The following is a 23,131-nucleotide window of genomic DNA, read 5'->3' as shown; positions in this document are numbered from 1 at the left end:
ATCGAAGACAGTTGTTCCTCTCGGAGTAGCCACCCCAATTCACATGATTTGCCGCCACGACCAGCAGCAGGTCCTTGGCGCGATCCATCACGCGGTCACGGTATGGGCAAGAACCCGGTGATGATGATTGCGAAGAAGCCTGAACCAGTCTTCGACCGCATGGGAAGACCAAGAATGACAGGTAGCGGCAAACGTCGGCGGCCAGCCGAAAACCAAGATTTGCCGCACCATGGCACTCCGTTCGCGACCATGCACGATACCGCGTGGCAACTGCTCAAGCTGTTGATTGCGGCGCGAGAGCACGAAGCTGCGCGCTTGCTCATCTGCGATGTCGAGCAATTGACCTACGCTGGTTACGAAGAAAGATCGACAGCGGAAGGCTTTGCGAGAGATGAAAACGGTAACTGGCAGTTCACTTTTGAAGAATGGCGTGAAATCGACGACGAACATGTCGTGATGACTTTGCCGCGCCGTGTCGTTGAGATCGAAGATCCATCGGCGTCGCAAGCCGCGTGGAGATCGGTGCCAGAGCGGGACAAGCACATCGCCGCACTGATCAATGCCGCAGAGTTGGCGGGTGGAACAGTGGACGTGGATTTCTTGTTCGACCTGTACGAACAGGCAGACGAAATGTCGGAGCAACAGCACCATCGCGCCCGTGAAGTGCTTGTCCAGTGTGGGATCGAACGCTGGAACGAGTACGGAAAGCTGGAAATCAACGCACCTCTGCTCATGCAAGGACCAGCGGCGATGCGAATGATGTTCGAGCACACGCTCGACCCAGCCGCTGAACGACCATTCATCGCTACGCACAATGAGGACCCCGGCACCAAGAGCGGCAGGCGCAACAAAGTGACGACTTCCGATCGCCAAGAGCAGGACATTGAACGACTTACGTCCCAGCGCGATGAAGCTGAGGCAGACAGGGACGCCACTTTGCGGCGCGGTATTGGCCTTGTCGAAGAAAGAAACTCACTGCGGTCCGAATTCTCATTGCTGATCGATCAAATGCAGCAGTTGATCAACGATGGCCGGGCGTTGCTTGCAAATCCCGAGATGTCGGATGCGCAAGTGCGGCAAGCGATGCAACAGGTATTCAGAAGCGACGACACTCCGCAATCTGGGGCCGCCATCAAGGAAGCAAGTGCATGACACGTGACAATGCAAAGATACCCGAGGCGGCTACGCCAGAACCCATCAGGCTGTCGGACGCGGGCGCATCTCGTGCGTTCGACCGACTTGGACCCGATGCCGCGACACTGCTCATGGGTATGATCCGTGAGACATCGCGCACCAAAGGCAACCAAGCACTGATCGCACAGGCTGCTGCATCGATGTCAATGCAACGTACAGCGGCTCTGCGTGGCTTCCGCGACTTGAGGCGGTCCGGGTTACTGAGGCAGCGCGACGATGGTGTTCTGATCCTGCATCGACTGTTCAGTAGCTACGGGCATGAACTGGCGCGACGAAAGCAGGGCATCGGTGGCTCGCTCGGCCACGTGGTTCCGCTCAATCGGGAGTTGGCGTGATGAGGCGAAATCGATTGCGGTTACAGCGACCGCTCAAGGTCTACGAAACACCGAGCCAGAAGCTGCGCAGAGGCTTGGCGGAACTGCGACGCAAGAAGATGATCCGACAAATGGTCATCGACAGCGCGCGCCGTCACGGGATTGAAGTGAACGAAGACGGCGGGTCGAAGAATGAGCCATGATCCACGCCCTGACGCGGCGCAGCCGCCGCAGCGCCTGATCCCAGGCATTACGCTTTCGCTGCACAATTTGCCCGCCGACGCTCCCGATCTTGTGCGCATGATCCGCTACGACGGTACGATCTACGCGCATGAGTTCTGTCGAGTGTGCGGGATCAAGCCCAACACTTTGCGGATGTCTCGGCTGCGCGGCAAAGGTCCGCCTTCACGTCGTGTGTCCAACAATCGCGTGGTGATTTCATTGCGTGACGCAGCAGCGTGGTTGCAGGCTTCAGGCCGATACGACGGCGCGATCCGATTGGCGGAGTGGTTGGATCAGCGTTGGCGGGATGCCGAACGGGAACACAGGCGGTACGAATTACCGACCGTCGATTTTCTCAAGCCTCGTCAAGCAACGGCATGATAAAAATGAAGATCAGCGCAATGTAGATTGCGGTGGAAATCAACGGCGCAAGAACGCCTCTCGCTTGCCATTGGCGGCCTGTTTGCACGGTGTTTCGTTTCATGCCCCACTCGGTCGGAAACAAGTACAGCACCCACAGAACAAGGTAGCCCGGTGCGCAGTAGATGATCCAAAGGGCGTTCCACACTTGTTTCGGTCTCCTTAAGCAGGTGTGTAGAAGGTGTAGTCTTGGTGGCGCATTGTGACGGCTTCACACCTCTTCTGGTTCATCTCGTGAGCCTGCTGATGCCTGCGTGTCAGATTGGCTTCCAAACATCTTGTTCGCCAACGATGCACTCAGATCGGCAGCGCGTTCAGACGAACTCAGTATGATCTTGTGAGTTCCTGCAATCTGATCAGCCAATGCACCGAACTCTCTTTGTATCTCAATCGGCGGACAAATCGCTTGGTACGCAAACAGCGTAGTTCGGTTCACTTTTGGCATTTGTGCTCGTGTCGAACTGCCGACCGCGTAGGATGTGAAAGCATCTGTCAGTAGAAGCATCCAGAGAAACGCCGGATCGACATCATCGTTGCATCTCAATGGATACATGTCGGCGCTGCAAAATCCGCTACTGTCTGCAAGTACACACTTTTGAAGCGCAGGGCGGATCTTCGAGTACAAAACGTCACGTTCTTTGAACCGGTACTTGCCACTTCGTGGAGCGACGTCAGCGACCGTTGTCTTCTTCAACCACTGCCCCGTTGATTTCTCAATGCTGTCTGGTCCGATGCACAAATGATTGGCCTCAGTGGTGACGTCCGGAACGCGCAAATCGCTGTCAATCGCGCACATTTGGGCCAAAGGCTTCACATCCCACCCCATCGGATTGTCGATGGGGTCACCAAACATCTTGATGAACAGCGCAGGTATCAGGTCGCGCAGTTGGGTAGTGGCTTGCGCGCGCAGCCGTTCGATGCTCGCCGCACGGTTCAGAATGTCAACAACGCGTCGCTGTTCTTCGAGTGACGGCAAGTTCAACATTACTTTCGCCAATTCTGTTGGACCAAAACCAGCCTGGCTCACCCACTGCTTGCAGTTCTCGCGAAAGAAGCCTTGGCTCCACATTCTGCGCAGTGCAAACGCGACAAATGCAGGTTCCGCTTTGCTGCGATCCACTCGAATACGGGTGATGTGATTTGAGAAGCCAGCGTCCATGCTTTGCTCGACGTAAGCAACTTTGCCCACCAATTCGCGGCTGTTGGTATTGTTGAACAAGAGATCGCCTGCTTCGATCCTCCTCTTCGAAGCTGGAGCGACGCTTGGCGGCACAAAGTACATCTCTTCTTCGTCAATGTGGCCATGCATGCCGACATTGAAGGGTCTCAAGTGGGGTAATCCGCTGTCCACGAGCTTGGACTTCGCACACGCGAAACCACTCTCCATGCTCGAAACGATTTCCCCAATTTGTACGGAGATACTCACGAAGCTGCCTCGCTTACAGCTTCTCTGAGTTCACCCAATTCTTCCAAGATCTCGCGCTCGATGGCTTGTAATTCATCCAGTATTTCCATCGGATCGCGATGCACGACCTCAGATCGACTTTGTGGACGATACCGCCCCGCGCTCAGATTGAAATCGGCTTCGCGCAGCGCGTCCGTGTCAGCGAACCACCATTGTTCGCTCCATTCAGCACCTTCATCGCGTGCCTGCCACTTCTGCCAGTTCGCGTCACTGTCCGCATACGCATCTGCGAGCATTGGTAGATCATCGGCGTCGATCGGCGTATCGTGATTGGCGTCCAGCTTGTAGCCGTCATTGTCAGCATGCAGGAACATCACTCGGTCAGTTGTGCCGCCTTTGCGGAAGATCAGCACAGATGTTTTGACGCCTGAGTAAGGGTTGAACACGCCACCGGGCAGCGACAGCACCGCCTCGACAGTGTTGTTTTCGATCAGCTTGCGGCGCAGTTCCTTGTGAGCGCCAGTCGAGCCGAACAAAACACCTTCAGGCACGATGACGCCGCAACGGCCACCTGGCTTCATCTGGTTCAGCATGTATTGCAGGAACAACAATTCGGTTTGGGTCGTGGTGCCAACCTTCACATCTTCAACGATGCGGTCTTTGTCGAGACGGCCCGAAAATGGAGGGTTCGCGAGAACGACATCGAAGCCGTCGGTGGGCAATCCCATCTCTGTCTTTTCAGCACGGTTCAGCGTTCGCGTAAGCGCGTCACGCCGAAGTATGCGCACCTTGTCCAAACCGCGCAGGAACAGGTTCATCGTGGCGAGCCGCACCATTTGCGGATCGACATCGTTGCCGTAGAAGGTTGCTGTTTGCAGTTGGGCGAAGGCATCGCGACTGAGTAAATCACCAAGTCCGCGCTGAATGCTCTTGCCGTCGACAACCGCTTCTTGCGCGCCACTGTCCGAAGAATTGGCGAGGCGAATGTGGTCGTAAGCTGCAACGAGAAATCCGGCAGTACCAGCCGCCGGGTCGTACACGGTTTCACCAATGCGGGGGTCCACCATTTCAACGATGGTTCGGATCACATGGCGTGGGGTGCGGAACTGTCCAAGTTCACCGGCTTGCTTGATTTGGCGCAGTACGTGCTCGAACAGATCACCCTTGGTGTCCGCATCCATCGTCTCAAGGTGGAGGCCATTGATGCGGCTGAGCACTTGAGCAAGCACAGTAGGATCATCAATCCCGAGACGTGCGCCGTCCATGAAGTTGGTAACACCCTGCGCTGCAATCTCAGCGTAGAAAGGGAAGACCTCGTCGCGCACCCAAGTGACGAGCCGTTCACCGTTCAGCGCGTTTGCCCAGTTCGACCAACGTAGAAGATCCTTCGCTACGCTTTCAGCACCGCGATCCTTTGCGTTGAGCGGGTTCTTCAATGTCCACTCACCCTCAAAGGCGCTTGTGTAAGGCTCGGCACCGGGGCGACGTGCCGCCCTGATCTGCGCGGCGTCAGCCGCCTCGAACATGTAAAAGAAAATCAGAAAGCTGAGTTGTTCGGCGTTCTGTGCAGGGTTTGGGTAACCGCCCGCCCACATCTGGTCGCGGATTTGGTCAAGGCTCTGTCTGAGTTCGGGGCTGAGTGGCATGGTGTCTTTCGGTTTCAGTGTAGCGGGTGTTCGGGTGTTGCGGCTGCCGTAGTCACATCGGGTCCGTCAAACAGTGCGATGTTGAGACTGCCGAGAACGTAATCGAGGGCATCTTGTCCACCGAAGACACGAACAGCTTGGTCGTAACCGCCCAATCCCGTGAACGGTGGATCGTCGAAGTCGTAGTCCCAGAAGCCATCGATCGACATGGCGTTCGCCTTGACGCGGCTCTCAATCAGACGCGCCCATCTTTCTTGTTCGGCATCGAAGGTTTGTGCTTCGAACCACGCTTCAAATCGCAAACCCAAGGCTGCGGCGGCGGCTTCGTGTTCGTCAGTACGAACGATGCGCCCATTCTCATCGAGCGTGACCCAGTCGCGGGACGCTGGATCGATGTGGTCGTTCACGTCGAGGTTCAACAGCGAGTTTGGTGTGACAGGTCCGGTAGTCGGTTTCGATGTCCCCGTGACACCGCCTTGAATGTTCTCGTCATCGTCGCCGTGGAAGTCTGTCACGCCGACGAAATCGAACATGGTGAAGCTGGCTTTGTAGATGTGTGGTGCCTTACGGGTGCCGCGTCCACGCATCTGTTGATACAAGATCGCACTCTGCGTGAAGCGCGCCATCACAAGGTTGACGACTTCAGGGCAGTCAAAGCCGGTGTCGAGCATGTTCACGCTGACAAGTATCTTCGGGAATTCCTCTTCCTTGAACCGTTTGATGATGGTCGAGGCGTCAGGTGACGGACCGCCACCGAGGTCGCTGACAACAAAATCGGCGTAGCGTGTCGTAGAGTTCGGTTTCTTGTCCGCAAAGTGATCGTCGAACATTGTCGCCAGCGTTTCCGCATGGCGTTTGGTAACGGCGAACACGATGGTTTTGCCGTCTGCTGGGTAACGCATGACGCCGTCGCTACCTCGGAAACCATTCTCGACAGTTTGCCGAAACTCACGAACCAGCGCCCTGTTACGCTCGGGTATTGTGAACTTTCGCTCCAATGCGTTCGGGTGGACGGTGATCGGATCACCTTCCGCGAACAACTCCTCGAACTCGGCTGATGTATCGGCATCCATCGCAGACCAATCAAGTTCCGCGCGATGTACTTTGAACCCATCATCTGCCGCAGTTTTGACGGTCATTGCCTTGTAGATGCGATACGGCACGAGATTGCCGTCTTCGACAGCTTCGCTGAGCGTGTACCGGAATGTCGGGCGATCAACTTCGAAGAACCGCAATGTATCGCGGACGAACAAACCGTCTTCGGGGTCAGGCATGTCCTCAGGATCGACTGTGCAAGGCGTCGCGGTAAGACCCAACTGGATACCATCGAAGTGCCGGAGCACACCGCTCCATTTTCCGTAGATTGATCTGTGGCATTCGTCGGTGATGATCAGATCGAAGTATCCCGACGAAAGCTGATCATACTCGTTGATCATCGTCTGCAAGGTCGAGATCGTGATGCGCTTTGCGTGGTCAAATCCGCGACCGGCGCGCAAAATTTGACACGGGTAGTCGGTGAGGTAGTCGGTGAAAGCGTCTTCTGTCTGCGATGCGAGTGTGATGCGATCAACAAGGAACAGGACGCGCGTCACGTACCCGGCTTCGAACAGGCGTTTGATGAAAGCGGCAGCGGTTCGCGTCTTGCCTGTGCCTGTTGCCATTTCGACAAGCAACTTGCGCCGCCCGAGTGCGATTTCGCCGCAAAGAGCGTCAATGCAGTCAAGCTGGTAAGTACGACCGCCCCCGCCCGCGATTGAGGTATCGGTCGGCACGGAGTTGAGGTCACGGCGCACTTTGAGGCTGGCGGTGCGACGCTCAAGATCTTCCTGACCAAACACAGTCGCTACCTTGCGCGAGTGTGCATCAACGGTGCGATCAAAGAACCAGACTTCTTCGCCGTTTGAGAGAAACACGAACGGCACGTCGAGCAACTCAGCGTATGCCTTGCCCTGATCCTGCGCCGCAATCGGATCAACGGATGCGCGCTTTGCTTCAAGCACGGCAAGCGGGCGACCGCTTCGATCGCAAAGCACGTAGTCGGCGCGTGTGCCGTCGCTCAGTGTGTACTCGAAATGAACGCTGGTTCCATCTGTAAGGTTCCAGTCGGCATCGCGCAGCAATGCGTCAATCTTTGCTCTCGCAAATGCTTCTGTGCTGCCCTTCGCCAACTACCAACGCCTTTCTACATACCGGGTTCGTGCAGAACGCGGCGCAGCACGACATTCGAAAGGAAGCGTGTAGGTTTTCTTGTGCGTTGTCCTGTATTTACAGTCCCAATGTGCAGTTGATCGTTGTGGCTTGCAAGAGTTTGCGACCGAAACTGACCATACTGGGGGATGTTCGACATCCCGCCGACAGGCGCGTTCAACTCGTACCGGCGTTTTGGTTTGGGCGGGGGTATTGCGCGCAATGGCTGGGTACCGCTCGAACGGCGAAGTATGTTTCGCACCTGCTGACACTGTCAGTAGTCAGCGGTTACGACGTGTGTTTGTTCACTCATGGTATGAGTTGCGCTGCAAATCCGCTGCAATTGCTCAGCAAAAAGAGATGCAGCGCGCATCTTCCACTTCTCTGCGCTTGTGTAGTCACTCGCATTGTGTGACAATGTAGGCCAATGAAATCATTGGGTATTCTGTGCTCGCTGATTGTAGTGAAAAATGAACAGTCGTATGGTGGCGTTGGGTAGAGCGCTTCGTTCACATCGAAGATGTCAGGAGTTCAAATCTCTTATCACCCACCATCTTTTCAATGACTTGTCGGATCTGGCGACAGGAATGGGTGCCAGAAGCCAAAACGCGGCCAGGCGTCCAAGCCTCATTTCTCTAAAAGAACCGCCTCTACGATCAGTTGCAAAGTGATACTTCGCTATCTAATCTGCAGACATTGATAGAGGGTATTGCGATGAAACATATATTTGCGGCGTTAGCCGTGTGCTTGGCCAATGCAGCCAGTGCTTTGACGGTTACGTTCGATCACAACCCGGTTTATCCCAATGCGGGTGGTGGACCTGCGACGTCCAACGGGTTCATCTACGATTACAGCACGACCTATCTGGGAGGGAACTACCTGTACCTGCATTCCGATAGTGGCATTCTGACGTCAACAATCAGAGCCATAAGCGGAACAACATTCACGGCAAAATCTATTGATGTTTGGGGCGCATTGCGGATTTTCATGTCGGGATCGGGGCCTAGACCGGCAGACGATAACAGCCAAGCCTACTTCCAGTGGGCAACGTCAGGAATTGCGCCGGTGGCAACTCTGACTTTCACTGGAGTGCGAAACGGGGCTACGGTGGCAACGCAGTCGATCGGCCCGACGCAGACACAACTTACGTCGGACAGTGTCATACCGAAACTAAAGAAGCTTAGGTTATCTAGCGGGTTCTCTCATATCGATCAGTTGATACTTACCGTGAACAACCCGATCAGTGGCCCCTATTGGAATGACTTGTACGACCCGTTCGGACCCAACACGGTTTGGTGTAACGATTGGTGTGCCAGTTATCGGGTGGACAATCTAAAAGTATCAGCCGTTCCCCTGCCCGCCAGCGGGCTACTACTGATAGGCGCAATAGCTGGGCTGTTTGGAATCAGGTGACGTAGAATAACCGCCTACTAGAGTCTGGCTGGGAGCCCGGTGACACCAAGGCTGGCTTACGCGTGCTTCCAGAACTGCCTCAATACCAACAAGTTGAGCTGATTGAGGGTTGCTCGAGAGCAAGCTTGTCACAGTGCGATTCCCCCGCCTATCCTGACCGGAATTGATCGGTAATTCCGGGCATTGTTTTCAGGATTGTTTATGGCTGAATTGAAGCGCGATATTGGTCTTGTTGGCCTGACGTTCATTTCGGTTGGTGGCATTATTGGCTCGGGCTGGCTGTTCGGGCCTATGCTGGCCGTGCAACATGCTGGTCCTGCGGCCATCCTGTCCTGGATTATCGGCGCGGTTGCCATGTTTGTTCTGGCCATAACATTTGCCGAAATCTCGGCCATGCTGCCGATATCCGGTGGAATTGCACGGGTGCCTCAGTTTTCACATGGCAACATAGTCTCGATGGCCATGGGGTGGACAGCCTGGATCGGATATAACACCACCGCACCAATCGAAGTTGAGGCAATGTTGAAATACCTCGCGCCCTATGCGCCCTGGCTGCATGCTGCGGATACCGGCGATCTGACCGGGGCTGGCATCGCGGTTGCACTGGTTTTCATGCTTCTGTTCGTCGCGGTCAACGCATTGGGGGTGAAGTTTTTCACGCAGGTCAACGCTGCGCTGACGTGGGCCAAAATCGCTATCCCTATCGTTCTGTCGATCCTGCTGATCACGACACGGTTCAACACCGAAAACTTCACTCAGCCAGGTGGTTTTGCGCCCTATGGATTACAGGGCATCATGGCAGCGGTGTCGACCGGAGGCGTGATATTCTCTTTCATCGGATTTCGCCACGTCGTCGACATGGCTGGTGAAGTTCGAAACCCCAAATTCGCCATCCCCGCAGCCCTGGTTCTATCCATCGTTCTGTGCGCGGCCCTTTATCTGGGACTTCAGATCGCATTCATCGGCGCGCTTGATCCCGAAATGCTGAAAAATGGTTGGGCACAATTGAACTTTGGCGGTCAGGGTCCGCTGGACGGAATAATCATGTCCGTGGGGATCATCTGGTTTCTCAGCCTGCTCAACATCGGCTCGGTAATCGGACCTTTTGGCAACGGATTGGTGGCCACTGGCTCGAACGCGCGTATTGCCATGGCGTTGTCCAAAAACGGCTTCCTGCCGCAACGCCTGCAAATGCTGTCTTCGTTCGGCGTGCCGCTTTGGGCACTGGCGCTGAATTTTCTGATCGGAACGCTCTTCCTGCTGACCGTACCTTTCGCCACAGTAATCGCGTTGAACGGAGCGGCCATCGTCCTGTCATTCGCCGTCGGCCCAATCGCCGTGGTCTGCTTGCGCCACCTCATGCCCGATCACCCGCGTTCGATCCGCATCCCGGCCGTCAAGGTGGTCGCCGTCACGGCCTTTGCCGTTGCCACATTGGTCGTCTACTGGAGCGGTTGGGACACGGTCTGGCGACTTGGCATTGCATTGATCGTTGGAATGGTTCTTCTGCTGCTGCGGTTCCGCAACCGTCTTGACGAAATGGACGTAACCGAAGCTTTGTGGCTGGCGCCCTATTTTGCCGGTATCGGGCTGATCTCTTTCCTTGGGCAATTCGGCGAAGGCGCGCAAAAGCAGATCCCCTTTGGTTGGGATATTCTGCTGTGTATCCTGTTTTCCGCCGTGATCTTCAGTCTTGCCGTCCGTTCAGCCCTATCCACTGAAAAGTTTCAGGAATACATCGCCGAAGAAGAAATACTGGATCCCAAGGAACCCGTTGTCGGGTTCTGAATAACCGAGTGACCCAAATGAAAAAGCCCGCCGCAATTGCCGCAGGCTTCTCCATATTCTCTTAGGTGGCCAGTATCCCGGCCCTGACTTCCGGTAACTTAATGTGCAGTCGCCGACGGTCCGGTGCTTTCGGGTGCCTTGGCGGCGGCTGCCGCTGCTTCCTCGGCCGCTTCGTCCCATTCGATGGGATCTGGCGCGCGAACAAGTGCCTGTTCCAGAACTTCCGAGACATGCTTGACCGGAATGATCTTAAGGCCTTCCTTAACGTTATCCGGAATGTCCGCTAGATCCTTCTCGTTCTCTTCCGGGATCAGCACCGTCTTGATGCCTCCCCGCAGGGCAGCTAGCAGCTTTTCTTTCAAACCGCCAATCGGCATTGCATTCCCGCGAAGCGACACCTCGCCCGTCATGGCAATGTCCTTGCGCACCGGAATTCCGGTCAGGACCGATACGATCGACGTTACCATCGCCAAACCGGCCGAAGGACCGTCCTTGGGGGTTGCCCCATCCGGAACGTGCACGTGAATATCCAACGTGTCGAACTTGGGCGGTTTCACACCGATCTGAGGTGAAATCGACCGCACGTAAGACGAGGCCGCGTCGATGGATTCCTTCATCACGTCGCCCAGCTTGCCGGTGGTCTTCATCCGCCCTTTGCCGGGCAGTTTCAGCGCCTCGATATGCAGCAGATCACCCCCTACCGAGGTCCAAGCCAGACCGGTAACAACACCAACCTGATCGTCCTGCTCAGCAAGACCATAGCGGAACTTCGGCACGCCCAGGAATTCATCAAGATTGTCCGGCGTCACCGTGACGGATTCAGCCTCTTTCTTGATGATCTTGGTCAGCGATTTCCGCGCCACTTTGGCGATTTCACGTTCCAGGTTCCGCACCCCGGCTTCACGGGTGTAGATGCGAATGATCTTTTGGAGCGCCTCGTCAGTCAGATCAAACTCCTTGGTTTTCAGACCATGGTTCTTGACCTGTTTGCCGATCAGGTGCTGTTTGGCGATCTCGCTCTTTTCCTCTTCTGTGTAGCCGGCCAGCGGGATGATCTCCATCCGGTCCAGCAGAGGCCCGGGCATGTTGTAGCTGTTCGACGTGGTCAGGAACATCACGTTCGACAGGTCATATTCCACTTCAAGATAGTGGTCCATGAACGTGCTGTTCTGTTCCGGGTCCAACACTTCCAGCATTGCCGAAGCCGGGTCGCCACGGAAGTCCTGCCCCATCTTGTCGATTTCATCGAGCAGGATAAGCGGGTTCGTGGTCTTCGCCTTTTTCAGCGCCTGGATGATCTTGCCGGGCATCGAACCGATATAGGTGCGACGGTGACCGCGGATTTCGGATTCATCGCGCACACCGCCCAGCGAGATGCGAATGAACTCGCGCCCCGTGGCTTTAGCAACGGATTTACCAAGCGAGGTCTTACCCACACCCGGAGGGCCAACGAGGCACAGGATCGGACCTTTCAGCTTCTTCGAACGCTGCTGCACCGCGAGATACTCGACGATCCGTTCCTTGACCTTCTCAAGCCCATAGTGATCGGCATCCAGAATATCCTGCGCCCGGCCCAGATCCTTTTTGACACGGGACTTGGTGCCCCACGGCAGCGACAGAATCCAGTCCAGATAGTTGCGCACGACGGTCGCTTCGGCGGACATCGGCGACATGTTCTTGAGCTTCTTTAGCTCGCCTTCCGCCTTTTCCAGCGCCTCTTTCGACAGCTTGGTCTCGGCGATTTTGGCTTCCAGTTCGGCAACTTCATTGCTGCCGTCTTCGCCATCGCCAAGTTCCTTCTGAATGGCCTTCATCTGCTCATTCAGATAATACTCGCGCTGCGTCTTCTCCATCTGGGATTTGACGCGGGTCTTGATCTTTTTCTCGACCTGCAGAACCGACATTTCGCCCTGCATCAGGCCATAGACCTTTTCGAGCCTTTCGCTGACGGACAGAGTTTCCAGCAACTCCTGCTTTTGCTCAACTTCAATGCCCAGATGACCCGACACGAGGTCAGCCAGCTTGGCGGGCTCAGTTGTCTCGCCAACTGCTGCAAGCGCTTCTTCGGGAATGTTCTTGCGCACTTTGGCATAGCGCTCGAACTCATCCGCAACGGTGCGCAGCAGCGCCTCGGTCGTGGTCACATCGCCGGGTATCTCGGTCAGATACTCCGCACGGGCTTCGAAGAAATCTTCGTTTTCCAGGAACTCGGTGATCTGCACGCGTGCCTGCCCTTCAACCAGCACCTTGACGGTGCCATCGGGCAGCTTCAGCAGTTGCAGCACGTTCGCCAGAACGCCGGACTGGTAAATCCCTTCGATGGTGGGATCGTCATCACCCGGATCAATCTGGCTGGACAGCAATATCTGCTTGTCGTCCTGCATCACTTCTTCCAGTGCACGGACGGATTTTTCCCGCCCCACGAACAGCGGCACGATCATGTGCGGAAAAACCACGATGTCGCGCAAAGGCAGTACGGGGTATGAGGAATTCAGAGGCTCTTGCATGCTCAATCCTTATCATTGGCAAGACGGCACTGGTCCCTAGAAAGGCAACCTTTGGCCATCTCCTGTCTTGGACGATAAAGGTGGGGCGCTGACCGCCTGTTTTCAACCTCATCGCCGTTTGTCGGCAATCAGAATGACCGGATGATTTACCGACTGCAAGGCGTCGCGCGGACATATCCACGAATTTTGTTGAAACCCAACCGGATTTGCCGCCTAAACAGGCTCAATATCCCCTTCCGCACGCTGCGCGTGAAAGTCACCTTGCCAAGCCGCAAACCGACCCTCGGAAATCGCGTCTCGCATTCCCTGCATAATCTCTTGAAAATAGTGCAGATTGTGCCATGTCAGCAGCATCCCCGAAATCATCTCGTTCGAACGGAAAACATGGTGAAGGTAAGCGCGCGAGTAGTTTGAACAGGCCGGGCAACCGCACGCTTCATCCAGCGGGCGCGGGTCGTCCGCGTGACGGGCATTCTTGATGTTGACCACACCGCGACGGGTGAAAACCTGCCCTGTTCGCCCAGACCGCGACGGCAGCACACAATCCATCATGTCGATCCCGCGTGCGACGGCACCCACGATGTCGTCAGGCTTGCCAACCCCCATCAGGTAACGGGGCTTGTCCGAGGGAAGATAGTCCGGCGCGTATTCAAGGCAGTCGAACATGGCTTCCTGCCCCTCGCCCACGGCCAGACCGCCGACGGCATAGCCTTCGAAGCCGATTTTCTTCAATGCCTCGGCGCTTTCCTCGCGCAGGTCGCGTTCCAGCCCACCTTGCATGATCCCGAACAGTGCATGGCCCGGACGGTCCCCAAACGCCTCGCGCGACCGGTCGGCCCATCGCATCGACAGGCGCATGGATTCTGCGATGCGGTGCCGATCGGCCGGCAACGCTGGGCACTCATCGAAACACATCACGATGTCCGATCCCAAGAGCCGCTGGATTTCCATTGACCGCTCGGGCGTCAATTCATGTTTTGACCCATCGACATGGGATTTGAAGGTCACGCCTTTTTCCGTAAGCTTGCGCAGCCCGGCCAGCGACATGACCTGGAATCCGCCCGAGTCCGTCAGGATCGGCCGCTCCCAGTTCATGAAATTGTGCAATCCGCCAAGGCGATCGATCCGCTCAGCGGTGGGGCGCAACATCAGGTGGTATGTATTGCCCAACAGGATATCGGCCCCGGTGGCGCGAACGCTTTCCGGCATCATCGCCTTTACGGTCGCGGCTGTCCCGACCGGCATGAAAGCAGGCGTGCGAACCTCACCCCTCGGGGTATAGATCACGCCGGTTCTGGCCTTGCCGTCGGTGGCCTTCAGATCAAAGGAAAAACGGTCTGTCATTGTGTCGCCTCGGGGTCGCTGAACCGGGCAGGATTTGCCTGATCCGCCTGCCCTTTGCAACCCGTCAGGGCAAAGTGACAACGCGCTCCGTGAACAACGCCACAACGCCTTCGCCGTCGACATCCCTGCAAACGCGAACTGCGGGACGCGAGGGATCCGGCCGCGTGGCACCGTTTTCCTCCCCACCGACGATCACGCGCAGGCCTGTCTCGACCATGTCGAACATCGGTTCGTGAGAGCATGCAATTACGGCGGTCGAGTCGTGCAACCCGCATCCTTCCAGCCCACCGACTTCCTTATAGAACTTAAGGTAGAACTTTGAAATGTCGCGCAAAAAAGCGCCCATATCTGTTGACTTTTCGGCCAGCGCATCGAAATCCGCGCCCCGGTACAAGGTCTTCAGCGTGACGTCCAATCCAACCAGAACCGTATTCGGGGGGGCCTCAAAAACGAAATCCGCCGCTCGGGCATCGTGGTAAATGTTGGCTTCTGCGTGGGCGGTGATGTTTCCGGGGCAATACACGGCGCCCCCCATGATCACCAGCCGACCCAGATTTTGGGAAAACTCCGGGTCCAAGCGCATCGCATCGGCGATGTTGGTCAACGGACCAACCGCACAAACGACCAGTTCGCCTTTGTGTTCGCGTGCCATTTCGACCAGAAATTCCGCCGCTGGCAGGGGATGGTTTTCGCCGATCTGCGGGATTTCCGTCAGGTCTCCGAACCCTTCCGGCCCGTGGACATGTTCGGACGGCACATGTGCGTCCGTCTCAAGCGGAAAGGCTGCGCCTTCCGCAACTGCAGCATCAAGGCCGAGTTTGTGCAGCAAAAACCGCGCATTACGGCTGGATTGATGCACATGCGTGTTTCCGAAAATGGTCGTCAGACCAATCAGGTCAATTTCCGGCGCGGCGGCGGCGTAGGCAATAGCCATCGCATCGTCGATTCCCGGATCTGTGTCGATAATCAGTTTCATATGCGCCCGATACCGCAATCAGGACGGGATGCAAAGCGGACACATCTGTTGTCTTCCCTCGAACTTCGACGCCTTCACTGGTTTGCATCCGAGTCCAATCTGTCCATACCAGAGTTGAAATCGGGCGACTCAACCCCCAAGTGTATACCATAGTACACAATAAAGAGGACAGAAATGACCGAAGATCAGATCATCGGATTGCTTTCATCGAACATCATTTACCTGCTGGCGGCGGCCCTAATCGTAATCGTCATCCTGAAGGGCATTAAGATCGTCCCGCAATCCGAAAAGTTCGTGATTGAACGCTTCGGTCGGTTGCACTCGGTTTTGGGGCCAGGAATCAATTTTATCGTTCCTTTCCTGGACGTTGCGCGCCACAAAATATCCATTCTTGAACGTCAGCTTCCAAACGCAACGCAGGATGCAATCACCAAGGATAACGTTCTGGTCCAGATCGATACATCGGTGTTCTACCGCATTCTTGAGCCTGAAAAGACAGTCTACCGAATCCGTGACGTCGACGGTGCGATTGCGACCACGGTGGCAGGTATCGTGCGCGCTGAGATCGGCAAAATGGATCTGGATGAAGTACAGTCGAACCGCGCCCAGTTGATCTCCCAAATCCAGGAAAGTGTCGAAACAGCCGTCGATGACTGGGGTATCGAAGTGACCCGCGCCGAAATTCTGGACGTTAATTTGGACCAAGCGACCCGTGACGCCATGCTGCAGCAGCTGAATGCCGAACGCGCACGCCGGGCTCAGGTTACCGAAGCTGAAGGGATGAAGCGCGCTGTTGAACTGCAGGCCGATGCCGAACTTTATGCGGCGGAACAAACCGCCAAGGCGCGGCGTATTCAAGCCGAAGCAGAGGCTTATGCGACCGGTGTCGTTGCCAAGGCAATTCAGGACAACGGTATCGAGGCCGCTCAATATCAGGTCGCTCTGAAACAGGTCGAATCGCTTAACGCATTGGGCAACGGGACCGGAAAACAGACGATCGTCGTGCCGGCAAACGCCCTTGAGGCTTTCGGTGATGCGTTCAAGATGCTGAAAGGAGCAAAATGATGGCAGATCCCTTCTGGCTGACCTGGTGGATCTGGATGGCCGCCGCATTGGCCTTGGGAATCCTTGAAATCGTGCTGCCGGGTTTCATCTTTCTTGGCTTTGCCATCGGTGCAGCAATCACGGGTATCCTGCTGATTTTACCGGGGCTTACGCCCTCGCTGCCGATACTGTTGCTGATCTTCGCGGTGTTGTCGCTGGTGTCCTGGCTGGTTCTTCGGCGCATATTCGCGCTGCCCCATGGTCAGGTCAAAACGTTCAACCACGATATCAATGACTGAACGGGGGTGGCGCCCAAGGCGGGCGCCATTGCCGCACTGGACGCTGGTCCGGCCTTTCCCTATATATTTTCTCAGGTAACAAACCCGAGGCAAGAATGACGCATCCCAGTGAACAGTTTGAAGGCACGCCGCTGATTGCCCCTTCGACCATCGAACACCCCTTGTACGAGGCCGTGGTCGAGGCATGCCGAACGGTTTATGATCCTGAAATTCCAGTGAATATCTATGATCTCGGGCTAATCTACACAATCGAGATTGCCGAGGACAATGCAGTCAAAGTCATCATGACCCTGACCGCACCGGGCTGCCCCGTCGCCGGAGACATGCCGGGCTGGATCGTTGAAGCCGTTGAGCCTGTTGCCGGCATCAAGGAAGTCGACGTTGAACTGACCTGGGAGCCACCCTGGGGAATGGAAATGATGTCTGACGAAGCCCGACTGGAACTCGGATTTATGTGACCAGAGAATTATCTTCAAAAAACAATCTGTTGTCGTCAAAAAGTCATCCAACTGTTACACGGCTGTAGCAAAACTTTCATACACCTGCGCAACAAATCGGTGTGTCGACGAAATAGTGCATTCCATTTGTCGTTCGCACGGGCTGCTGGATCGCCTGCCCTCCTTGAAATCTCCGGCCCAAATATTGGACCGCTCTTGCCCGAGGGCGGTCCAGATCGTTCAGGGTAGACTGCAATTTACTGATTGCCGCAGGTCGATTTGATCTCTGCTGCCCTATCGTCCAATTGCTTGACGTAATCTCCGGACAGCATTTGCAGTCTTTTGCCTTCGGTGCCGGTAACCAGTCCAAGCAATGCGCCCGCAGGCGTAATTGCCGCCACACTTTCCAACTGCTTGTCTTCGGCATGCTTTTTTTCTGAGGCAATCGCGCGCAGATCGCCTTCAGCGGTTGCGCAATTGACAGGGTGTCTGGGCCCGTCCGACGCAGCCCACGCAGTGCCAGCCAAAACGGCAAAACTCAGCCCCAACAGCGCCAGCGGCGCATTTGATTTCAGATATTTTGACCGCACTGCCATATTTGCAAACCTCGTGATTGTTGTTGAACCGAAGGACGGATATCTGTTGCCCCTTCGGATCAGGCTAATCCCGCCAGCTGCGCTGGTGCAAGGCGACCGGTGCCCGCATACCGGCCGTTTCAAAGCAAATCTTCGCAATCATAGGCCGCGCTCACTTGAGCCCGGTGATCGAAAGCCCTAAATTAGTGTCAACGCGACGACGGAGATCCCCTGATGTTTGGCATTCCTGGCAAACAGGCTGTAACCATGACGCCCAAGGCGGCCGAGCAGATTGCTCGTCTGATGGCCTCGGCCGGACATGCCGGGCTGCGCATCGGCGTGAAAAAAGGCGGATGCGCCGGCATGGAATATACCATGGACTATGTGGATCAGGCGGACCCTAACGACGAGGTTGTCGAACAGGACGGTGCACGGGTCATGATTGCGCCCATGGCGCAAATGTTTCTATTCGGGACCGAGATCGACTACGAGGTCACTCTGTTGGAGTCCGGCTTCAAGTTCCGCAATCCAAATGTTGTTGATGCATGCGGCTGCGGCGAGTCGATCAAGTTCGACGAGGCGCTGACTGAACAGCGATAAGGCGTCTGTGCGTCGCATCAACATTCTCCCCAAGGTTCCCGGGTTTCCGGCCACCTATTGAACAGGTGTGCCGTATGTATTGGCGCAGACGGAATTTCCGGCGTTTGACCGTCCAGCACCCCTTGCGCGGAATTGTCAGGTGGGGCGTAGGGTGCTATCCGAAAATGAAATGATGTCAAAATGAAGAGGTGCAGGGATGCGGCGCAAGCTGGCGGCTGGAAACTGGAAAATGAACGGAACCAGCGAAGCGCTGGGCGAGCTTGAGGTGCTGGCCAGCACCCACCCTGCCCCAACTGTCGATATTCTGATCTGCCCTCCGGCCACACTGGTTCACCGCGCCGCGCAGGCGACGCAGGGAACCGGCATTACTATCGGCGGCCAAGATTGCCACGCGGCCCCGAACGGCGCCCACACCGGCGATATCAGCGCCGACATGCTGGTCGACGCTGGCGCAACGACCGTCATTCTGGGGCATTCGGAACGACGCGAGGATCATTCCGAACAGAATGAGGACATTCGTGCCAAAGCCCGCGTCGCGATGGACGCCGGTCTTAAGACCGTTATCTGCGTTGGTGAAAGTCTGGAACAACGCGAAGCCGCCAATACGCTTGATATTATTGGCGGCCAGATGTCGGGGTCTATTCCGGATCAGTCGACCGGTGAAAACCTGATCGTCGCGTATGAGCCGATCTGGGCCATCGGAACCGGAAAAGTTCCCACTCTGAACGAGATCGGAGAGGTTCACGACTTTATTCGCGCGCGTCTGGAGCGCCGCTTTGGCGAAGGTGTCGGGCGCTCGGTCCGGTTGCTTTATGGCGGTTCGGTAAAACCCAGCAACGCCGCAGATATTTTCGCCGTCTCCAATGTCGATGGTGCGCTGGTTGGCGGCGCAAGCCTGAAAGCCGCCGATTTCTCGGGGATCATCGAGGCGCTTGAAAACGCCTGATCAGGCAAGCTTCATCGTGATCATCCCGGCCACGATTAGAACCGCCGCGCAAATGCGCGTGGCGGTTACCGCTTCGCCCAGAAACAGGATACCGACCAGAAACGCGCCAACGGCGCCAATCCCTGTCCAGACGACATAAGCTGTGCCCAATGGCAGCGTCCGCATTGCCAGCGCAAGCAGGGCGAACGATCCCAACATCGACACACCCATAATCGCGGTGGGCCAAAACCGGGTAAAACCTGCCGATTGCTTCATGGCAAAGGCCCAGACGATTTCAAGCAGTCCGGCAGTTAACAGAATGATCCAGGGCATATGAGAGACCTCGTTTTGCCCGGGTCGTCCCGGAGAGTTTCCCATTTTGGGGAGGTCGTCCTCTGAGCGGCAGATAGTCACTCAATTCTGTTCTTCAAGACAAAACCGGGCGGATCGCGCCGCCCGGATTTTTGCGTTGTCATTTAGACGCTGTTTAATTGGTCACGATTTCCGGCCCCATGAAGGTGTTGGGCAGGAAGGTCGACAACCATGGAATGTACGTCACCATGATGAGGAAGACGAAGAGCACCGCAAGGAATGGCAGCGCAGCCTTCACGACGCCCATCATCGGCATTCCCGCAACGCCCGAGGTCACGAACAGGTTCAGGCCGACCGGTGGCGTGATCATTCCGATCTCCATGTTCACCACCATGATGATGCCCAGGTGGATCGGGTCGATGCCCAGCTCGATGGCAATCGGGAACACCAGCGGCGCAACGATGACGAGCAGGCCAGAGGGTTCCATGAACTGACCACCTATCAGTAGGATCACGTTGACCACAATCAGAAACGTAACCGGTCCCAGGCCTGCCGACAGCATTGCGCTGGCGATATGCTGCGGCACCTGTTCGTCGGTCAACACATGTTTCAGGATCAGTGCGTTGGCAATCACGAACAATAGTGTAACGGTCAGCTTTCCAGCCTCGAACAGCGTGTGCTTGGTATCCGGGTGAAAGAGCGCCGTGACCAGTGCATAGGGTTTCTTCAATAGCGAGATATTCTGCGCGTCACCCTCGCTGCTAAGCGGCCCCATGTCCTTGTAGACGAAGCAGGCGATCAGGAACGCATAAACCGCGGCCACCGCTGCGGCTTCGGTCGGCGTGAAGATACCGCCGTAAATGCCGCCCAGGATGATCACGATCAGGAACAGGCCCCAACCAGCTTCACGCGCTGATGCGAATATCTCGCCCCAGCCTTTCCAGTCGCCCTTGGGCAGGTTCTTGACCTTCGCCATCACATAGATTGCGACCATCAGCATCAAACCGGCCAACAGGCCCGGAATGACGCCTGCCAGGAACATGCGACCAACCGAAACCTCGACTGCCGCTGCATAAACCACCATGACGATCGAAGGCGGGATCAGGATACCCAGGGTTCCGGCGTTACAGATCACACCGGCCGCGAATTCTTTGGAATACCCAACCTGTCGCATTCCAGCGATAACGATCGAACCGATTGCGACCACCGTCGCAGGGGATGACCCCGACAAGGCTGCAAACAACATACAGGCGAACACGCCCGCAATCGCCAGCCCGCCGGGCAAATGGCCCACACAGGCAATCGAAAAGCGAATGATCCGGCGCGCCACGCCCCCCGTCGTCATGAAGGACGACGCCAGGATAAAGAACGGGATCGCGAGCAGAGTGAAGTGCCCCTCGAACGCCTCAAACAGCGTACCAGCAACCGAAGCGAGCGAACTGTCGGAGTAGATCAGCAGGAACAGGGTCGAGCTGAGGCCAAGTGCAACCGCGATCGGAACACCGATCAGCAGCAGGCCAATGACCATCGAGAAAAGAAGAACTACATCCATCAGTCATGCTCTCCTTGCTGAGCCCGGACTTCTTCGATCTCGTCCTCGACTTCGTGGCTGGCGACCAGACGGTCGGTTTCACCGCGCCAGATCTGCACTGCGACTTGCGAAAAGCGGATCACCAGCAGCAGCATGGAAACTGGCAACACCAGATACGGCACCACCTTGGGAAGCTTCTCGTATTCCTCGCCATAGTTGATGAGGCCCTCAAGAAAGCGCAGCGGCGCGACCATGGGAATATCGTCGACCTCGTAGAAACTCTGGCTGCGCGCTCCGGTATCGAACCCTGTCGGGAACCAGCGTCCGGATGTGGGTGGCAGGTCGGCAAACACAGCCCAATAGTCATACGACCCTTTCAGCAGCAGCAGCGAAAACACCAGACAGCACGCTACGGCGATCAGCGCCAGTATGCGGCGCGGTGCCGGGGCCAGCATATTCAGGATGGCGTCGACCCCCAGATGCGCGTGCTTCTTCACCGCATAAGATGCGCCAAGCAACACCAGCCAGCCAAACATGAACACTGTCAGTTCAAGCGCCCACAATATGTTCGAATTAAAGAAGAAACGCGCGATCACATTTGCAAATGTAACGGCCGTCATCAGGCCCAGGAGCAACGCAATCAGGGTTTCTTCGATATGGTCGACCAGCCCGCCATGGCCGGATTTCGCACCAGACATCTATCTGTCCCCACATTTTTATTGTTGAGAAGGATTGGGGCGGGCCTTTTCGGCCCGCCCGGCCTGCGCGTCGATAACTCCCCAGTCCCCTGACGCGCGGCCTGGACCGGGTTCAGAACCCGGCGTTGATTGCCTGAGCGGCGTCGATCTTTTCCTGACCTACATCGTCAGCGAACTTGTCCCAAACGGGCTTCATCGCATCGACCCAGGCCTGACGTTGATCAGGGTTCAGTTCGCGAATGATTCCACCGGCGTCCGTGATCGAAGCTTTGGCCGCTTCGTTCACGGCAAAGGCTTCCTTGTTCCGGGTCTCGGTCACTTCGCTCAGAATGGTCAGGAACTGATCACGCACTTCCGGCTCGAGGCTGTCCAGCCAGTCGACCGACGTCACCACCAGATAATCGATGATACCGTGGTTGGTTTCGGTGATGCCGTCCTGCACCTCGAAGAACTTCTTGCCGTAGATGTTCGACCAGGTGTTCTCCTGACCGTCCACCACGCCCTGCTGCAGCGCGCCGTAAACTTCCGAGAATGCCATCTTCTGCGGGCTGCCACCGATGGCTTCCATCTGCGCAACCAGAACGTCCGAGGACTGAACCCGGAACTTCAGGCCATCCGCATCAGATGGGTCAACCAGCGGTTTGTTCGCCGACATCTGCTTCATGCCATTGTGCCAGAAGGCCAGACCCTGCAGGCCGCGGCGCTGCATACTGTCTTTCATCGCCTGACCGTCCGCCGAGGCCTGGAAGGCATCCACGGCGTCGATATTCTTGAACATGAACGGCAGGTCGAACAGGCGGAACTGTTTGGTGAACTTTTCGAACTTCGATAGCGACGGCGCGGCCAATTGAACGTCGCCCTGCAGCATCGCCTCAAGAACCTTGTCGTCATTGTAGAGCGTGGAGTTCGGATAGACCTCCATGCACATGACGCCCTGCATCTCGTCGTTGACGCGTTGTTCCAGTAGCGAAGCAGCGATGCCCTTGGGATGCTTGTCGGTGTTTGTCACATGCGCGAACTTAACGACAATTTCGCCGTCTTCGCATGCTGCAAACCCGGCAGTAGCCGTCACGGTCAGTGCTAGCGCGGTTGCAGCTGTTGTCAGGATTTTCATCTGTATTGTCCTCCCAGACTTCCTAGAACCCTTCATCGGGCACTCTTGCAGCGCCCCATGACGCGAAGTGAACCGAATCAAATCTCTTCTCACAACTTTTTGTTTCATAGCTGTTTTTTTGATATTTTATTGTTTTTTATCAAATACGTATATGAACTTAATACCTGAAACTTCAGGATC

General features: G+C 56.2%; 23 protein-coding genes. 11 read left to right on the top strand and 12 right to left on the bottom strand.

Translation table 11 applies throughout. The features are described 5' to 3' along the window. The first annotated feature begins 102 nt into the window (after positions 1 to 102). The 4 genes from ACR0FE_RS01075 to ACR0FE_RS01060 are packed head-to-tail and all read left to right on the top strand — an operon-like array spanning position 103 to position 2,111. The gene (locus ACR0FE_RS01075; protein WP_480910367.1) at positions 103 to 1,152 is read left to right on the top strand and encodes a hypothetical protein; all 1,050 of its coding nucleotides are present in this window, start codon (positions 103 to 105) and stop codon (positions 1,150 to 1,152) included. After that, positions 1,149 to 1,529, top strand: coding sequence for a hypothetical protein (locus ACR0FE_RS01070; protein ID WP_480910364.1), 381 nt, complete (start codon positions 1,149 to 1,151; stop codon positions 1,527 to 1,529). Before ACR0FE_RS01075 ends, ACR0FE_RS01070 begins: the two co-directional genes overlap by 4 nt. Next, positions 1,529 to 1,711 (top strand): hypothetical protein, encoded by a 183-nt coding sequence (locus tag ACR0FE_RS01065; protein ID WP_480910361.1) that lies wholly within the window; start codon positions 1,529 to 1,531, stop codon positions 1,709 to 1,711. Before ACR0FE_RS01070 ends, ACR0FE_RS01065 begins: the two co-directional genes overlap by 1 nt. Continuing rightward, complete coding sequence (locus tag ACR0FE_RS01060) at positions 1,701 to 2,111, top strand: hypothetical protein (RefSeq protein WP_480910358.1); 411 nt, start codon at positions 1,701 to 1,703, stop codon at positions 2,109 to 2,111. Before ACR0FE_RS01065 ends, ACR0FE_RS01060 begins: the two co-directional genes overlap by 11 nt. Here the strand turns inward: ACR0FE_RS01060 and ACR0FE_RS01055 are convergent. From ACR0FE_RS01055 to ACR0FE_RS01040, 4 genes are all read right to left on the bottom strand, one after another. Then, positions 2,086 to 2,298, bottom strand: coding sequence for a hypothetical protein (locus ACR0FE_RS01055; protein WP_480910355.1), 213 nt, complete (start codon positions 2,296 to 2,298; stop codon positions 2,086 to 2,088). The two genes, ACR0FE_RS01060 and ACR0FE_RS01055, sit on opposite strands and share 26 nt — an antisense overlap. Positions 2,299 to 2,361: 63 nt before the next feature. Continuing rightward, positions 2,362 to 3,576: a restriction endonuclease subunit S domain-containing protein gene (locus tag ACR0FE_RS01050; protein WP_480910353.1), complete on the bottom strand. Its 1,215-nt coding sequence runs from the start codon at positions 3,574 to 3,576 to the stop codon at positions 2,362 to 2,364. Beyond that, complete coding sequence (locus ACR0FE_RS01045) at positions 3,573 to 5,201, bottom strand: HsdM family class I SAM-dependent methyltransferase (protein ID WP_480910352.1); 1,629 nt, start codon at positions 5,199 to 5,201, stop codon at positions 3,573 to 3,575. Before ACR0FE_RS01045 ends, ACR0FE_RS01050 begins: the two co-directional genes overlap by 4 nt. Before the next feature lie 14 nt (positions 5,202 to 5,215). Continuing rightward, positions 5,216 to 7,369 (bottom strand): DEAD/DEAH box helicase family protein, encoded by a 2,154-nt coding sequence (locus tag ACR0FE_RS01040; protein WP_480910349.1) that lies wholly within the window; start codon positions 7,367 to 7,369, stop codon positions 5,216 to 5,218. Positions 7,370 to 8,102: 733 nt separating this feature from the next. Here ACR0FE_RS01040 and ACR0FE_RS01035 point away from each other — a divergent pair. Together ACR0FE_RS01035 and ACR0FE_RS01030 are read left to right on the top strand one after the other, a co-directional pair. After that, positions 8,103 to 8,801, top strand: a complete 699-nt coding sequence (locus ACR0FE_RS01035; RefSeq protein ID WP_480910347.1) for a VPLPA-CTERM sorting domain-containing protein — start codon at positions 8,103 to 8,105, stop codon at positions 8,799 to 8,801. Positions 8,802 to 9,002: 201 nt separating this feature from the next. Next, the gene (locus tag ACR0FE_RS01030; protein ID WP_480910346.1) at positions 9,003 to 10,589 is read left to right on the top strand and encodes an APC family permease; all 1,587 of its coding nucleotides are present in this window, start codon (positions 9,003 to 9,005) and stop codon (positions 10,587 to 10,589) included. A 98-nt stretch (positions 10,590 to 10,687) separates the two neighbouring features. On the opposite strand, the gene lon is transcribed toward ACR0FE_RS01030, so the two are convergent. The 3 genes from lon to ACR0FE_RS01015 form a co-directional block, all read right to left on the bottom strand. Then, a complete protein-coding gene (gene lon / locus ACR0FE_RS01025) occupies positions 10,688 to 13,096 on the bottom strand; it encodes an endopeptidase La (RefSeq protein ID WP_480910344.1) in 2,409 nt (802 codons plus the stop codon). A 213-nt stretch (positions 13,097 to 13,309) separates the two neighbouring features. After that, positions 13,310 to 14,440: a tRNA guanosine(34) transglycosylase Tgt gene (gene tgt, locus ACR0FE_RS01020; protein WP_480910342.1), complete on the bottom strand. Its 1,131-nt coding sequence runs from the start codon at positions 14,438 to 14,440 to the stop codon at positions 13,310 to 13,312. A 64-nt stretch (positions 14,441 to 14,504) separates the two neighbouring features. Beyond that, positions 14,505 to 15,416, bottom strand: coding sequence for a nucleoside hydrolase (locus ACR0FE_RS01015; protein ID WP_480910339.1), 912 nt, complete (start codon positions 15,414 to 15,416; stop codon positions 14,505 to 14,507). Positions 15,417 to 15,590: 174 nt separating this feature from the next. Between ACR0FE_RS01015 and ACR0FE_RS01010 the strand changes: the two genes are divergently transcribed. The 3 genes from ACR0FE_RS01010 to ACR0FE_RS01000 all read left to right on the top strand — a co-directional run bounded on the left by ACR0FE_RS01010 (position 15,591) and on the right by ACR0FE_RS01000 (position 17,217). Then, positions 15,591 to 16,481, top strand: a complete 891-nt coding sequence (locus tag ACR0FE_RS01010; protein WP_170616816.1) for an SPFH domain-containing protein — start codon at positions 15,591 to 15,593, stop codon at positions 16,479 to 16,481. Further along, complete coding sequence (locus tag ACR0FE_RS01005) at positions 16,481 to 16,759, top strand: NfeD family protein (protein WP_170616814.1); 279 nt, start codon at positions 16,481 to 16,483, stop codon at positions 16,757 to 16,759. Before ACR0FE_RS01010 ends, ACR0FE_RS01005 begins: the two co-directional genes overlap by 1 nt. Before the next feature lie 95 nt (positions 16,760 to 16,854). Next, complete coding sequence (locus tag ACR0FE_RS01000) at positions 16,855 to 17,217, top strand: SUF system Fe-S cluster assembly protein (RefSeq protein ID WP_170616812.1); 363 nt, start codon at positions 16,855 to 16,857, stop codon at positions 17,215 to 17,217. A gap of 236 nt (positions 17,218 to 17,453) precedes the next feature. Here ACR0FE_RS01000 and ACR0FE_RS00995 read toward each other — a convergent pair whose 3' ends face one another. Beyond that, a complete protein-coding gene (locus ACR0FE_RS00995; RefSeq protein WP_170806265.1) occupies positions 17,454 to 17,792 on the bottom strand; it encodes a hypothetical protein in 339 nt (112 codons plus the stop codon). 213 nt (positions 17,793 to 18,005) lie between these two features. Between ACR0FE_RS00995 and ACR0FE_RS00990 the strand changes: the two genes are divergently transcribed. Both ACR0FE_RS00990 and tpiA read left to right on the top strand, forming a co-directional pair. Next, a complete protein-coding gene (locus tag ACR0FE_RS00990; protein WP_170616808.1) occupies positions 18,006 to 18,371 on the top strand; it encodes a HesB/IscA family protein in 366 nt (121 codons plus the stop codon). A 196-nt stretch (positions 18,372 to 18,567) separates the two neighbouring features. Then, the gene (tpiA, locus tag ACR0FE_RS00985; RefSeq protein ID WP_170616806.1) at positions 18,568 to 19,317 is read left to right on the top strand and encodes a triose-phosphate isomerase; all 750 of its coding nucleotides are present in this window, start codon (positions 18,568 to 18,570) and stop codon (positions 19,315 to 19,317) included. Here tpiA and ACR0FE_RS00980 read toward each other — a convergent pair whose 3' ends face one another. The 4 genes from ACR0FE_RS00980 to ACR0FE_RS00965 all read right to left on the bottom strand — a co-directional run bounded on the left by ACR0FE_RS00980 (position 19,318) and on the right by ACR0FE_RS00965 (position 22,951). Further along, complete coding sequence (locus ACR0FE_RS00980) at positions 19,318 to 19,629, bottom strand: DMT family transporter (protein ID WP_170616804.1); 312 nt, start codon at positions 19,627 to 19,629, stop codon at positions 19,318 to 19,320. 154 nt (positions 19,630 to 19,783) lie between these two features. Beyond that, the gene (locus tag ACR0FE_RS00975) at positions 19,784 to 21,160 is read right to left on the bottom strand and encodes a TRAP transporter large permease (RefSeq protein ID WP_170616801.1); all 1,377 of its coding nucleotides are present in this window, start codon (positions 21,158 to 21,160) and stop codon (positions 19,784 to 19,786) included. Then, positions 21,160 to 21,837 carry a TRAP transporter small permease gene (locus ACR0FE_RS00970; RefSeq protein WP_480910331.1) on the bottom strand — a complete coding sequence of 226 codons (678 nt, stop codon included), beginning with the start codon at positions 21,835 to 21,837 and terminating at the stop codon, positions 21,160 to 21,162. Before ACR0FE_RS00970 ends, ACR0FE_RS00975 begins: the two co-directional genes overlap by 1 nt. Positions 21,838 to 21,949: 112 nt before the next feature. Then, positions 21,950 to 22,951, bottom strand: a complete 1,002-nt coding sequence (locus ACR0FE_RS00965) for a DctP family TRAP transporter solute-binding subunit (RefSeq protein ID WP_480910329.1) — start codon at positions 22,949 to 22,951, stop codon at positions 21,950 to 21,952. Positions 22,952 to 23,131 lie beyond the last annotated feature (180 nt).

Source organism: Ruegeria sp. K7, assembly GCF_056531785.1.
The sequence above is the reverse complement of the archived record's forward strand: the minus strand, read 5'-3'. Positions and strand labels throughout refer to the sequence as shown.

Coding starts and splice junctions, on each gene's coding strand:
- tpiA (WP_170616806.1), top strand. CDS start 18,568: ATGCGGCGCAAGCTGGCGGCTGGAAACTGGAAAATGAACGGAACCAGC.
- ACR0FE_RS00990 (WP_170616808.1), top strand. CDS start 18,006: ATGTTTGGCATTCCTGGCAAACAGGCTGTAACCATGACGCCCAAGGCG.
- ACR0FE_RS01005 (WP_170616814.1), top strand. CDS start 16,481: ATGGCAGATCCCTTCTGGCTGACCTGGTGGATCTGGATGGCCGCCGCA.
- ACR0FE_RS01030 (WP_480910346.1), top strand. CDS start 9,003: ATGGCTGAATTGAAGCGCGATATTGGTCTTGTTGGCCTGACGTTCATT.
- ACR0FE_RS01075 (WP_480910367.1), top strand. CDS start 103: ATGGGCAAGAACCCGGTGATGATGATTGCGAAGAAGCCTGAACCAGTC.
- lon (WP_480910344.1), bottom strand. CDS start 13,096: ATGCAAGAGCCTCTGAATTCCTCATACCCCGTACTGCCTTTGCGCGAC.
- ACR0FE_RS01070 (WP_480910364.1), top strand. CDS start 1,149: ATGACACGTGACAATGCAAAGATACCCGAGGCGGCTACGCCAGAACCC.
- ACR0FE_RS01010 (WP_170616816.1), top strand. CDS start 15,591: ATGACCGAAGATCAGATCATCGGATTGCTTTCATCGAACATCATTTAC.
- ACR0FE_RS00965 (WP_480910329.1), bottom strand. CDS start 22,951: ATGAAAATCCTGACAACAGCTGCAACCGCGCTAGCACTGACCGTGACG.
- ACR0FE_RS00980 (WP_170616804.1), bottom strand. CDS start 19,629: ATGCCCTGGATCATTCTGTTAACTGCCGGACTGCTTGAAATCGTCTGG.
- ACR0FE_RS01045 (WP_480910352.1), bottom strand. CDS start 5,201: ATGCCACTCAGCCCCGAACTCAGACAGAGCCTTGACCAAATCCGCGAC.
- ACR0FE_RS00975 (WP_170616801.1), bottom strand. CDS start 21,160: ATGGATGTAGTTCTTCTTTTCTCGATGGTCATTGGCCTGCTGCTGATC.
- ACR0FE_RS00970 (WP_480910331.1), bottom strand. CDS start 21,837: ATGTCTGGTGCGAAATCCGGCCATGGCGGGCTGGTCGACCATATCGAA.
- tgt (WP_480910342.1), bottom strand. CDS start 14,440: ATGACAGACCGTTTTTCCTTTGATCTGAAGGCCACCGACGGCAAGGCC.
- ACR0FE_RS01065 (WP_480910361.1), top strand. CDS start 1,529: ATGAGGCGAAATCGATTGCGGTTACAGCGACCGCTCAAGGTCTACGAA.
- ACR0FE_RS01060 (WP_480910358.1), top strand. CDS start 1,701: ATGAGCCATGATCCACGCCCTGACGCGGCGCAGCCGCCGCAGCGCCTG.
- ACR0FE_RS01000 (WP_170616812.1), top strand. CDS start 16,855: ATGACGCATCCCAGTGAACAGTTTGAAGGCACGCCGCTGATTGCCCCT.
- ACR0FE_RS01035 (WP_480910347.1), top strand. CDS start 8,103: ATGAAACATATATTTGCGGCGTTAGCCGTGTGCTTGGCCAATGCAGCC.
- ACR0FE_RS00995 (WP_170806265.1), bottom strand. CDS start 17,792: ATGGCAGTGCGGTCAAAATATCTGAAATCAAATGCGCCGCTGGCGCTG.
- ACR0FE_RS01015 (WP_480910339.1), bottom strand. CDS start 15,416: ATGAAACTGATTATCGACACAGATCCGGGAATCGACGATGCGATGGCT.